General features: G+C 50.2%; 10 protein-coding genes. 1 reads left to right on the forward strand and 9 read right to left on the reverse strand.

What is annotated here, in order from left to right; genetic code table 11:
* Positions 1-59 precede the first annotated feature (59 nt).
* The 9 genes from FIV45_RS11575 to FIV45_RS11615 form a co-directional block, all read right to left on the reverse strand.
* Complete coding sequence (locus FIV45_RS11575; RefSeq protein ID WP_099472087.1) at positions 60-515, reverse strand: response regulator; 456 nt, start codon at positions 513-515, stop codon at positions 60-62.
* Positions 512-2,308 carry a CHASE domain-containing protein gene (locus FIV45_RS11580; RefSeq protein WP_165776964.1) on the reverse strand — a complete coding sequence of 599 codons (1,797 nt, stop codon included), beginning with the start codon at positions 2,306-2,308 and terminating at the stop codon, positions 512-514. Before FIV45_RS11580 ends, FIV45_RS11575 begins: the two co-directional genes overlap by 4 nt.
* A gap of 76 nt (positions 2,309-2,384) precedes the next feature.
* Positions 2,385-3,149 (reverse strand): hypothetical protein, encoded by a 765-nt coding sequence (locus FIV45_RS11585; RefSeq protein WP_204602122.1) that lies wholly within the window; start codon positions 3,147-3,149, stop codon positions 2,385-2,387.
* A gap of 139 nt (positions 3,150-3,288) precedes the next feature.
* Positions 3,289-4,899, reverse strand: coding sequence for an MBL fold metallo-hydrolase (locus FIV45_RS11590; RefSeq protein WP_099472085.1), 1,611 nt, complete (start codon positions 4,897-4,899; stop codon positions 3,289-3,291).
* A 3-nt stretch (positions 4,900-4,902) separates the two neighbouring features.
* A complete protein-coding gene (locus FIV45_RS11595) occupies positions 4,903-5,790 on the reverse strand; it encodes a ribose-phosphate diphosphokinase (protein ID WP_099472084.1) in 888 nt (295 codons plus the stop codon).
* Positions 5,787-7,283: a thymidine phosphorylase family protein gene (locus FIV45_RS11600; protein WP_099472083.1), complete on the reverse strand. Its 1,497-nt coding sequence runs from the start codon at positions 7,281-7,283 to the stop codon at positions 5,787-5,789. Before FIV45_RS11600 ends, FIV45_RS11595 begins: the two co-directional genes overlap by 4 nt.
* Before the next feature lie 234 nt (positions 7,284-7,517).
* Positions 7,518-10,457 (reverse strand): TonB-dependent receptor plug domain-containing protein, encoded by a 2,940-nt coding sequence (locus tag FIV45_RS11605; protein WP_099472082.1) that lies wholly within the window; start codon positions 10,455-10,457, stop codon positions 7,518-7,520.
* 111 nt (positions 10,458-10,568) lie between these two features.
* Positions 10,569-11,597, reverse strand: coding sequence for a FecR family protein (locus FIV45_RS11610; protein ID WP_099472081.1), 1,029 nt, complete (start codon positions 11,595-11,597; stop codon positions 10,569-10,571).
* Complete coding sequence (locus tag FIV45_RS11615; protein ID WP_099472080.1) at positions 11,594-12,184, reverse strand: RNA polymerase sigma factor; 591 nt, start codon at positions 12,182-12,184, stop codon at positions 11,594-11,596. The genes FIV45_RS11610 and FIV45_RS11615 overlap by 4 nt, the downstream gene beginning before the upstream one ends.
* Before the next feature lie 223 nt (positions 12,185-12,407).
* On the opposite strand from FIV45_RS11615, the gene FIV45_RS11620 reads away from it, so the two are divergent.
* Positions 12,408-13,109 (forward strand): hypothetical protein, encoded by a 702-nt coding sequence (locus tag FIV45_RS11620; protein WP_099472078.1) that lies wholly within the window; start codon positions 12,408-12,410, stop codon positions 13,107-13,109.
* The last annotated feature ends 58 nt before the right edge of the window (positions 13,110-13,167 follow it).

The following is a 13,167-nucleotide window of genomic DNA, read 5'->3' on the forward strand; positions in this document are numbered from 1 at the left end:
CAAGCCCAGGGAGAAGCGGTGAAATTTAAAAATATTCAGGGAGGGACTACACCCGTTTTTCACGCGTCTGCTTTGGGGAGCAGCGCCGCAGAAAACCAGAAGTCATTCAACTGTTGAATAGAATCCATAAATCCCACCAGATTGACAGGCTTTTGTACATAACAGTTGGCGCCCAGCGCGTAACAGTCTTCAATGTCTTTCTGATCATCAGACGTCGTCAGGACAATGACCGGAATTCGCCTCAGAACAGGATCATCCTTGATGGTTTTCAGAACACCCCGGCCATCAGTGCCCGGCATGTTCAAATCCAGCAAAACAACATGCGGCGCAGGCGATGTTTTCGGATCCTTATATTTGCCCCGTCGGTATAAATAATCAAGCGCCTCATCGCCGCCTTCACACCGTACGAGCTCATTTTTAAAGCCGGACTTGATAAAGGCGCGTTTGGTTATTTCATAATCCACCGGACTATCTTCAACCAGTAAAATAAGAGGTTCGGGGCATTCACAACTCACACATCAACTCCTTTTAAGGTAAAGTATACGGTTGTTCCTTCTCCCATGTTCGACTCTACCCACATTCTGCCATTATGACGATCGACGATTTTCCTGGCAATGAATAAACCGGCGCCGGAACCGCCACCAAATTTGTCACTGGCATGTAATCTCTTGAATATATTAAAGATATCTTCTTTGTGTTTTCCGGGAATCCCTATCCCGTTATCTTTCACGTAAAAGACATTATCCTCATTTTCACTTTCTTTATATCCGATTTCAACCCAGCCGTCACTTTTATCGTTATATTTAACTGCATTGCTGATCAGATTCTGCCACAGTTCCTTAATCCATAACGGATCACATTCATACAGCGGCAGCGGACGATCTATCCTGATCTGAATGTTTTTCTCCTGAATGGAAAACTCGAGATTATCAAGAACGTCTTCCTTCAATATCCGGTCCATATCCACCGTAACAAGTTTTAAATCTGTACGCCCCAACCGGGATACATGCAACAAATCACTGATTAATTTGTCCATGCGTTCAGAAAGCTTTACCAGGGTTTTCAATTTATAGATGCCATCATCATCCAGCTTGTCCGCGTAATCCTCGCTTAAAAACTGCGCATAACTTGATATTCCCCGCAAAGGTTCTTTCAGGTCATGCGAGGCGATATAGGCGAATTGATCCAGTTCCTTATTGGATTGTGATAGGATTTCCACAAGATGTGATAATTCTTTCGCCTTATCATTATAACTTTGCGACATTCTTTCCGCAAAGCACAGCGCCCGCTTGTTCGACCGCGTTACAAACAAGAACAAGATCAGAAGCATGGTATCTATTACAATGCCTCCTATTAAAATGATCAGCGGCTGATGATTGCTGGTCTCTTTTCTAAAAGATTCCGAACTCCAGATATTAAACACCCAGTGACGCCCGTATAATTCCAGGGACACGCTTTTCTTATACATGGGATCAGGATCAAAATCGCTTTCCCCGCCATTCAGTTCATCATGCAGAATATCATCACCATCCAGAAACTGAATGCCAACACGCCGTCTGTCTTTTTTAAGGGTCCCTTCCAGCAATTTTTCCACTACGAACGGGGCATAGACAGCTCCTGTAAAATTAGCCTGACGATCTTCCAGCGTTACATTCTTCTTCCCCTGATAAAACGGTGCGAAAAACAAGAACCCCGGTGTCCCGCCTTCATCCTGAACCAGGACAATGGGACCCGTAATATTTGCGCCACCCTCATCCCGTGCTTTTAAGGCGGCGGAATAGCGATTAGCTTCATGAGCCATGTCAAGACCGACAGCCTTTATATTGTCTTTAACCGGTTCGATATAACTGATCGGCAGATATTCCGCATTCTGATGCGCGGGATGAATACCGTAGTCAGGACGGCTGATACGTTGCTGTTCAAGATACCCGGACAACGTTTCGGGCAGCACATGATGTATGACGCCAATGCCATTAATACCGGGGTATTTCACATCAATGCGGAGACTTTCGGCAAAGACAATCCATTGATCATGTGTCATATCACCGCCATGTGACTGTATTGCCGCCACACCGCTCCACAGCGCATCCTCGTATTTCAACATCCTTTCCACAACCAGTTCAACGACCTGATCTGCTTCTCTTTCAAAAAACACCTTTGTGCGTTCATCAATATTATTTTTTGAAATATACCATGCGGTACAGGTCAGCAACAACGACAGGCCAACCACCAGCCAATGGTACCAATGTAATTGCCCCCCTCGAATAATAGCTGCTTTTTCTTTGATAAAGGCTTCTTTATTATTCAACTTTTTTCCTTTTGCAACAGGCGTATACAATGCCCCCATGACCTTCCGTTAACTTCTGATCTTCACCTTAAAAAAATCACCATACAATCTTATATTCAACACCAACCGCCAAATTATCTGTCTCGCCACGACGATACTGATTAATCCTATATTCCGTTATTCCAAAAAAATTTTCGACAAGACGCACCCCAAACTGAACTTCTGCAACAATTGGGTTACGCGGGAGGTCTTCCGGTAGGTCCTGATTAAAGGTATGATCAATAAACCCCGCCAGATATAAACGGTCGGAAATGCCGGGAAAAACCATTCTGAAAGCATGTTCCATCTGCCAGACATAGGCCGCCTCATGATCAAACTGGATTCCATGCAGATTAAGCGCATATTTCAAATGAAGTGCTTTAAAAAAATCAACCAGCCCAGGGGTGTCATTCAATCGCCATCGTACCCCGAGCCGATGACGGTCATTTTTCTCTCCAGACCGGAAATTCAATTGAATGGTGAGGTCAAACGGCGATGTCTCGGTAATTTTCCAGCGCAAATTCTGCTCTGTATAATAGGTCACCGTATCTGCTTCCGTGCCTGATTTCTTGCCTAGGTTCAGAAGGCTGAAATACGAAAACCGGTTTTCAAGTTTTGCCGCAACATTAATCGTCACGATCGTATCATTATCGGTATCGGAAAGATAAGGATAGGCGTTGAAATCAATAAATCCCCCGCCAGAATTTTTCACATCCGCCTGGGCAGACAAGGGATATATGAAGCCCGCCACGGAGAGAATACACCAGAATATTTTTTGCCATCCCCCCCTTACTTTCAACGCCTCATATTTTACTTGATACATAAATGACCCTACTTAATCTTTTCATACTCCTTCATTATCGTCATTATTCTTCCTCAATTTTATTAACATTTGAATAATATAAGGTTTTGATTAAATACCAGTCTTCCGGCCCTTCCGCCAGACCCGCATCAGGCAAGATTTATCGACCAGACGTTTCTTTAGATACATCCACCGATAAAGCCTTATGTAATTCATGCAACAGGATTTCCCTTTGCCGGTTATTGGGTGCTTTTTCCAGTTTGTTACGGATATCAAGCGTAAGCTGGGCATACGCATTATGCCAATCCGTCCGGTCCACCAAATCAAGGGACAGGCGCCGCACCACTTTATGGATACGTCTTGGTTTCTTTGCCTTTTCCAGAAGGAATTCATCGTCCATTGCCGGAATAATCACTTTATCAGATTCCATCCCCTGCTGACGTAACGCCCTCTGCATTTCGTGAAGCGCCCCGTCTGATCCATGCGTGAGAAATAACCCCTGACGGATCGGCGCCCGGGCCATGACCCAATCAATCAGATTCTCTGAATCTGCATGACCCGAATAATGATCCAAGGACCGTATCCGCGCCCGTACCTCGATTTCCTCACCCTGTATTTTCACTTGCTTCACCCCGGACTCAAGCAAATTCCCCAAGGTGCCCACCACTTGATACCCGGACAGCAGGACGGTTGATTGCGGGTTCCACAGGTGGTTGCGCAGATGATGCCGAATGCGGCCGGCATCGCACATACCGCTGGCCGCCAGAATAATCACGCCGCCATGGAACCGGCTGATCGACTTGCTTTCTTCCACGGTTTCGGTGAAATGGAACCGGGGATGAGAAAATGGCGCGCCCCCGTCATACGCATTATTCAATTCCTTTGCGTGATCGGTAAAAACCGACGTAATCTTGATCGCCAAGGGAGAATCGAGGAAAACAGCAGTACTGTTGATGACGTCATGACGCAATAAATATGCAATATCAAGCAACAATTCCTGTGACCGTTCAAGGGCGAAAGACGGAATGACCATATTTCCCCCGGTCGCCATAGCCTCATTAATTTCCTTGGCAAGAATAGACCGCCGCTCCTCCACCGATATATCCGGTCGATTACGGCCACCATATGTGGATTCACAAAAGACATAGTCAAAATCCTGTGGCGCGTCCGGACTATCATGGAACAGTTTATTGTCCGGACCAAGATCACCTGAAAACAAAAGCTTCAGCGTATCGCCCTTGTCGATAATCTCCACTTCTATGGAGGCGGACCCCAGAATGTGTCCTGCGTTCCAGAACCGCGCCCTGACATCAGGCTCTGGTTCAATCCAGGTTTCATAATCCGTGCAGCGCACTTGATGCATCACCGCCTCGGCATCGGCCTGGGTATAAATAGGCTCTACCCGCGCCCTGCCGCGTTGTTGATTGCGGCGGTTCAGGCGCGAGACTTCGAATTCCTGAATATAACCGCTATCGGGCAACATATAACGGATCAGGTCCCGCGTTGCCGTTATGGTATAAATCGGGCCTCGAAAGCCCGCTTTCATCAACTTCGGCAGCAACGCCGAATGGTCAGCATGAGCATGGGTCAGTAAAACAAAATCGATTCTGGATGCATCAAACGGAAAGGCCTTGTAATTGAGTTCCTTAACAGATTTAGACCCCTGGAACAGGCCGCAATCCACCAGAAACTGATATTTTCCCGCCCGAATCCAGTAACAAGACCCGGTGACTGTCCCCGCCGCCCCACAAAATTTAATTCGCACTGACATCGCCTATTTCTCCTTCTGTAATGCACCCGCCAATAACGGGGCCAGACATATCGCATTCGAGGCATGCACAATGCTGTCCGTTGACCGGATCCAGCCCACCCCCGATTTTTCCAGCTGCGCCAAATCCTGATCCCGACACAACATATGCGTCGCCATCACATCAATGTCCTCCACCCCGGCGAGCTTCAAAGCCGCTGCGCAACGGGCGATGGTCATGCCACTGGAAATCACATCATCGACGATCAGCGCATTCTTGCCGGCATAGGCCTGATCATCCGGCAGTTTTACAGTGACTGTCCTGTCACCGGTTCGGATTTTTTCCGCAATCACCACCGACAGGCCTGTGACCCCGGCAATGGCGTCCACCCATTGGCGGGATTCACTGTCCGGACCGATCAACAACGTCGTTTCGCGATCATATCCTTGCCGGACCGCCTCGGCGATCGGCCCGGTCGCTGACAGCCGATCGGCTTCGCATCCCGGAAAGATAGTTTGCAAATCAGGGGTACGGTGCAGATGGGGATCAACCGTGACAATCCGGTCGAAATAACCCGCGAGAAAAGCCCCTATCACCCGCTGGCTTACCGCCTCGCCGGGCTTGAACGCCATGTCCTGGCGCATATAACACAGATAAGGCGCGACGAGCACAATCCGCCTCGCCCCATTATCACGCAACGCACTGGCCGCCAGGGCAAGGCTGATCAGCCTGCCATTGGGATGATCAAGACTGGTATAAAGCAAAATAGTGTCAGTCACAGCCGCAACCGTTACCTTTACCTCCCCATCCGGGAAATTATGGGTCATGATTTCCTGAACAGGACAGTTCATCTGTTGCGCCAGCCTTATGGCAGGCTCGGCCTGATCGGCGAAATGATGCAGGGATAAGGTCATGAAGCCGCACTCCCGATATGATAGCCGCTTTCCTCTTGGGCAAAGGCGGTAGCAAAACCAAAATCCGCCTCAAAACAGGCATGAATACGGTATAGCGGCATCCCCTTCTCGACCTTATCGCCAACCTTCTTGAATAAATCAATCCCCGCCCCCTTTGACAGGGGCGCCCCGGCCAGACGGGCGATACGCGCCATGCGGAAACAATCAATCGTTCTGATCACACCGGTTTCGGCCGCACAAACATCCAGAGTCAGCTCCCCCAGAGCAACCGGGGTCGTCTGCCGTCCCTGGGCCTCAATGATTTCTTCCATCCGCCGCAAAGCCGCGCCGGACTCCAACAACTCCTGAGCCCGTTGGTAGCCCGATCCGCCCCTCAACGCCGGATCGGATTCAAGCAAGGACCCGGCGATCCGGAGAGATTTTTCCCGCAGATCCCCCGGCGCATCCAAATCATTGCGCAGAACCGCCATGACATCACGGGCTTCCAGTACCGGTCCAATGCCATTGCCGATCGGTTCAGCTCCATCGGTGACGATCACCTCCACATGCAGCCCCATCTCCGCCCCGACATATTCAAAAAGCTTGCGCAACCGCAGCGCATTACCAGCGCCTGAAATCTTCGCTGACGGTCCAACCGGAATATCGATCAACAAATGCGTCGACCCTGCGGATATTTTTTTCGACATGATCGAAGCCACCATCTGTTCACGCGTATCAATGCCCAATGGGCGTTCCACCGAAATCAGAATATCGTCCGCCGGCGACAAATTCACATGGCCTCCCCATACGATACAGCCTTTACAGTCTTCCACCACCTGCTGCATTTCATGCATGGACAGATCAACCCGGGCCAACACCTCCATCGTATCAGCTGTTCCGGCCGGCGAGGTAATCGCGCGGGAAGATGTCTTGGGGATCAACAGCCCATGGGCCGCAACAATCGGCACAACAATCATCGACGTCCGGTTTCCCGGAATGCCACCGATACAATGCTTATCGACAACGGTTTCGGTATTCCATTGCAGCTTCACCCCCACATGGGACATGGCATGGGTGAGCGCCAGAACCTCCTCCGTCGTCATAAAACCGGCACAGGACACCAGAAAGGCGGAAATTTCCATCTCGGAATATTGATGACTGGCAATATCCTTTATGATGTCTTCGATCTGGTTTCGATCCAGACTATGGCCATGAATTTTGGCCCGCAGATGATCCAGACTGCGCGGCGGCTCCGCTGGTGCGATTGCCACCGGCGACCCTTCCGGCAATCCCATGCGGCGAAACGCCTGTTCTGACAGGCCCAACTCATCCCCCTCCAACAGACATTTATCATCTACAATCATCAATGTCGCCAATAAGCGATTGTGGCCATTAACCACGAGGATTTTCTTAAAAGCCCTGAATTCTTCCGGCCGGTAATGGGGACAATCCCGCGCCATGAAAGCCACCGTATCACGATACGTATCAATGGCTATTTTTTTCAACTTAAGCATGAACATCTCTTTTGTTTGCGTGAAAGGGATACGTTACGCCTGAATTATTCCTCTCTCCTTGACTTTGGTCAATCTGTTAAATGCCTTAAGTTTTCAGATTTCCTGTCTCTGTCTTTTACAGCCTCGTGGATCATCGCAGGAATTCCATACAAAAAACCCGAGGACGGGAAACATTCCATCCTCGGGTGCACAGGTCGAAGGCGGGGGATGCGCCTTCGTTTAAATCACGTCAGTTTAGAAGTTCGCCGTGACACGCACATAATAGCTGCCCCCGTTAAAGCCCGCCGGGTGGTTCAGAGGATAGATCGCCCCCAGAAAGCCGCCATCACGTCCGGTAAAGCCCGCAGTTTCCCATTCCTTCGGATAAGCATTGAAGATATTTTTCGCCCCCACAGCCACGTCAAGATTTTCCGTGATCTGATAAGACAATTGCGCATCAACAATAACCAGCGCATCGGTGGTCACCGGCAGAGTGGAATCGTTAAACAGCGATTCATAAGCCTCGCCAAAATAGTTAAAGCGCAAAATGCCGTTAAACTTGTCCACATCATGAGAAAAGGTCATGGTCGCCCGGGTACTCGGCAACGCATCTTCTATTTCCCGTTCACGTCCGTCTCCGATGGTCGCCCCGCGATTGGTCACCTTGGTATCCGTATAATTGAACGCCAGAGTAACATTGGTCTGACCATAATCATCCCAATCTTTCTTATAATTGGCCACCAAATCAAGTCCCTGCGTCCGGGTATCAAAATCATTGACGAAGAACTGGACATTGCTGATGGTGGCGGCTTCCGGATTACCGGCGGCGACCAGAGCGGCGCGGCTGGCATCATCAATATCTGCAGAGGTCAGGGAAATCCGGTCTTTCACCGTAATCCTGAAGTAATCCAATGTGATATCAAGTTCTCCGACAGACGCGACAATTCCCATGCTCCAGTTACGGGCCTTTTCAGGGTCCAGCTGCCCCCCGCCAAAGAACTCGGCGATCGGGTTGGTGCTGGCGATCACCAGCTGTTCGATCAACTGCCCCCCGCTGAAAGCCGTCGAAGAACGCTGCAGGTTGGATTGTCCCAGTGTCGGGGCCCTGAAACCTGTACTGAAGGCACCGCGAACGGCAAAATTTTCACTGATGTTATACCGAGACGCTACCTTGGCGTTCACCGTACTGCCAAAATCAGAGAAATCTTCGAACCGGCCGGCAAAAGACATCATAAACTGATCGGTGATATCCGCCTCCAGATCAATATAGCCACTGATGCTGTTGCGGCTGAACTTGCCCGCTACATCCGCATTGAACCCCTGAAAGCCATTGGCCCCGGCGGAAAAACCTTGATCAATGTAGTGCCCAACTTCATAGGAGGCAAGATCACCGGCAACTATTTCAAAGGTTTCCTTATGATACTGCATCCCGAAGGCGACATTCAGGTCTGATGCCCATCCTTCCATTTTAACCGGGTAATTAAAATCGGCATTGGCGACGGTTTCTGACTGTACCTGACGACCGAGATTGAAATCTGTTGGTGTATCAGGCCCCAGTGAGGCATTCAGGGAATTTGATATCCGGTAATCCACATCATTGCGCCCCGTACTGATGCTGGCGTCATAGATCAAACCAAACCCAAACTCTCCCTTAACACCCGCTGTGGCGCTATAATCTTCAACTGTGCCGCCAAACCGCGGCGTGAACCCGCCGGGATACAGCGATTGAAAAGCAAAACAATTGGCCGGCGCACTGTTGATAAAGGCCTCAGCATCGCCGAAACTAGATGTTGGCAATGGTCCGGTCGGACACCCCCCGTCTCCTGTGGTGTCTCCAAATAACACATTGCCACCTGCGGCAAACACACCCGACCTGTTGGTCGGATTGCGATAAAAGAAGCTGCCATCCACATCACGGGTGGCATAGTTGCCAAAGGTATACAGTTCGGCTTCCCCAACAGGAAGGCCTGCATTGACAATAATTTTATAATCATTTTTGACTTCGGGTGAGCCCCAGACCACAACCGGGTCAGCCACTGGGAAACCGGCCGCTGCCAACGCGGCGGCACCGCTGTTGGTCCCTTCCCCGTCCTGAACGCCCCGGCTTGTCGGGCTGGCATCCTTGACATTAAACGACAGAACAGCAAAACCCTCGTCCCCGACATGGGTGCCAAGGGCGCCAGAAGCCTCCCAGGTATCCCCATCCCCTTTATAGGAGCTGCCATATTGCGCCGAGATCATACGGATTTCCGGATCATCCTGAAGCGCGTAGTTGATCACTCCGGCAATGGCGTCAGAACCATATTGCGCCGAGGCCCCATCCCGCAGGACTTCAACCTGTTTCAGGGCCGCCCCGAACAGAGGCGTGATATCCGCTCCTTGCGCGCCACGATTGACACCCGAGACAAATTCCCCGAGTACGGCTCCCCGATGCCGACGTTTGCCATTCACCAGCACCAACGTGTGGTCTGACGGCAGCGCCCGCAGGTTCACCGGCCGCACCATGGTCGCCGCATCGCTGATCGGTTCACGATTGGCGCTCAGGGACGGAATAACAGACGTAAGAACATCAATAATATTTGTGTTGCCCTGCGCCGAAAGGTCATCCCCACGGATCACATCTACCGGAACAATGGCTTCCAGGGCCGAACGGGCCTGGGCCCGGCGGGAACCAACGGCAACAATCTCGTCAATTGTAACCTTGCCTGTGGATTCCTGCTGCTCATCTTCTTCATAGACATCAAGACTTGCGGCTTTTTCCGCATCCGAAGTATAGGCAATTTTTTGCCAGCCCGCTTTGGTATGAGAATCATCAAGCACCACAAGCACCGCACCCGAAGAATCCCGGCGCATGATAAGTTGTGATCCGGTAAGCAACTGAACAAGAGCTTCTTTATTGGTTAAAGATCCCGCAGCCCCCATGGTCGTGACACCCCGTATCTGGTCATCACGGTAAATCAGCTGTTTGCCGGATTGTTCGATATATGCGTTCAGGGCCGTTTTCAGGTCACCGGCCTCGATTTGAAAGACGTTAACCTCGCCCTGAGGCTGACTGTAGTTCAGGGTATGTACCTGGGCCTGTGCGCCACCGCCTTCACATACGGCGAGCAGACTGACACCCGCGACAAGGGATGTTTTAAATTTATTCGGTTTGCGGAACGGTGTAGATGACGGTCGTGTGGAATAATGTCTCATGTTTGTGATCCTCCTCTATGGTTTATGCGACTGGTGGTGTCGTAATCGTTTTATTGCCCACCATATCCCAAGACGAATGACATCAGATTTTCCAGCGCACGATCATCATTTTTATCTGAAAACCAGAATTTGAGTGTCTTTCCTCACCACCTGAAATCCAAAACCTTCGGTCAAAAACCGCACAAATGCATCCAGATTATCGGTTCTGAATTTACCACTTACCGGAATCCGTGCAATATCCGCATCTTCGATCACCAGCTCAATGGCATTATAACGATTGAACTCTTCCGCCGCCTCCTCCAGACTTGCCTGGTCAAAATCAATAAACCCCTGGCGCCAGCTCAGGTCACGGGCGATCGCATCAACCCCCTTGTTTTCAACCAGCAAATGCCCGTTATCGGTTTTTGCCACATCCCCGGCTGTCATAATCGCTGTAGAAGCCGTGGAATCACATTTGAAACTCAAACACTCTACCTGAACCCGGCCTTCCGTGACGGCGACTTCAACACCATGATCCCGCCGATGCACCGCAAACTTCGTCCCCAGCACGGTAATCACCTCGTTGCCGGTATAAATTTTGAAAGGTCTTTTTTCGTCGCGGGACACTTCAAAGAAAGCCTCTCCGCGCTCTAGAATAATGATCCGCTCCCCCGCGGTCATATCTGCGTCAAGCCGGGTATCCGAATTCAGGTTAATCCGTGACCCGTCAGACAAAGGCACAAGCTGTTGCCCGCCTCGGGCTGTCTGATATACGGTCATGGCAGGTTCTGCCAAATAATAATTCATGCTGATCAGGCTGAAAATAATCAGGATAGAGGCCGCAAGAGCACCCCAGGCCTTGCTGTGACCAACACGGCTCCACAGCGGAAGCACCTCGGCCAGGCTTTCATTGGCCGGCATTGCCGACTGCAGACGCCCTGTCCGTTTCCATACAGACAGCAAACGCAGAAGCGCCACGCGATGCCCCACGGATGCCTTCAACCAGAGATCAAACTCCGGATCCTGGGCGGCGTAAGCCTCCAGATCAACAGTTACCCCCTTACCGTTATGGGTCTTGTCCAGTTTCGCGAGCCATGTGGCGGCTTCCCGTTCGATCTCTTCGGCTGAGGGAAGAAATGCGCCACCTGATAATTGTGTCACGTCTTATTCTCCTTATGAGCAGCATAGCCGCCCTTGGCATCACATTTAGATGCCGCAATTTCTGAAATATGTTGCAGCGCATTTGACAGGCGCTGAATGCCTCTTTGTATATGCGATTCAACTGCCGCCTCTGAAATATTCAGGCGCTTTGCCGTCTCTCGCTGCGAATATCCATATACCCGTCTCATTTCTATCACCCGTTGACATTTTGAAGACAGGGTTTCCATTGCCGCCTGCAGCAGAATCAGTTCCTGCCGGGCCGAGAACTGTCCTTCCGGCCCCACACCATCATTGGGAACATTCAGACTTTCTACATCCATCACACTGTCAATCCGCACCACTTGCGCCCGCCGCGCCAGATCGCACATCAAATTGCGTGCTGTACTGAAGATAAATGCCTTGATCTGCTGCGGCCTCTCCTGACGGGCGGCCGTATAAACTCTGGTCAGGACTTCCTGACATAAGTCTTTGACCTCAGAAGGATTCTCCCGCCAGTTACGATATAGATACCTCAAAAGCGCCGGTTCATGGGGCAACACAGCATTCAGGAACCAGTCGTCGAGTGTCTCTTCATTTTTATGTTTCATGAGTGCTTTTTATCGCCTCTCTACACCTATGGGAACGCCACGCAGATATTCCCTTACCCACCCTACGACGAACGGAACGCGATTATCCATCATTTTATTTTAACAAAGCTCCTTCAGCAAACGGCCAGTCGCTCAATCCGTGACATTGAAAAACAGGTGGCTATCTTTCGGTTGAAAAAAAACTTATAATAAATCCGCAACGTATAAATTATGGTAAATTTTGGTGCATTTTAGAGTCTTATATCTCCTTGCTCTGCTGCTGTTCATCTCCACCGGCCCTGTTTCGGCCGGAGAAAATGTCTGGACCGAGAAGAAACTGGGACAGATTATCCTGAAGGCCGATCGCGCCGCCCAACATAACAAATGGTCCCGCGCCATACGGTACGGCGAACAGATGCTCACCGCCAGCCGCACCCTTGATGTGGAAAACAATTACCGCTACATCAGCTTACTTAAAAACCTCAACAGATATTACGACAAGGCCGGTCGCATAACCGAGGCTGCCGATCGGATCAAGACCGGCTATATGCTGTCAAAACGTCACCTTGGCCTATCCCATCCGACAAGCCTCACCAGCCGAAACCTCTATTATAAACTATTGATTTCTCTTGAGAACTACGAAGATTCCATTCCTTTGATTCAGGAAAATATCGCCGTATCGCAAGCCGAACCGCCTGATCCTTTCAGGGCATTGTTTTATACGGAACAGCTCGCGCTGCTTTATAGTCTGACCCATCGTTATGAAGAAGAGGAAGCCACGTTGATCCGCTTGCTTGACCTGAATAAAAAAATCCTGGGCGACAAAGCATCGGAAGACCACAAAATCATCCTGTCACTCGCCCAGAATTACTGCCGACAAAAAAAACTCAATGACTTTAAAGAACTGATCACCACACATCAGCTGAAGTTTTATTGCAAATGGTAAGGCCTTTGCCTACTCCGGGGGCATGGCTCCTCACCCTGTTCACAACAGGATGAGGACA

Origin of the sequence: Paremcibacter congregatus (assembly GCF_006385135.1) — a bacterium.
Lineage (GTDB): Bacteria > Pseudomonadota > Alphaproteobacteria > Sphingomonadales > Emcibacteraceae > Paremcibacter > Paremcibacter congregatus.

Bases quoted from the DNA above. Each gene is read 5' to 3' on its own strand.
- FIV45_RS11590 (WP_099472085.1), bottom strand. From the start codon at position 4,899: ATGTCAGTGCGAATTAAATTTTGTGGGGCGGCGGGGACAGTCACCGGG.
- FIV45_RS11615 (WP_099472080.1), bottom strand. From the start codon at position 12,184: ATGAAACATAAAAATGAAGAGACACTCGACGACTGGTTCCTGAATGCT.
- FIV45_RS11600 (WP_099472083.1), bottom strand. From the start codon at position 7,283: ATGCTTAAGTTGAAAAAAATAGCCATTGATACGTATCGTGATACGGTG.
- FIV45_RS11605 (WP_099472082.1), bottom strand. From the start codon at position 10,457: ATGAGACATTATTCCACACGACCGTCATCTACACCGTTCCGCAAACCG.
- FIV45_RS11585 (WP_204602122.1), bottom strand. From the start codon at position 3,149: ATGTATCAAGTAAAATATGAGGCGTTGAAAGTAAGGGGGGGATGGCAA.
- FIV45_RS11595 (WP_099472084.1), bottom strand. From the start codon at position 5,790: ATGACCTTATCCCTGCATCATTTCGCCGATCAGGCCGAGCCTGCCATA.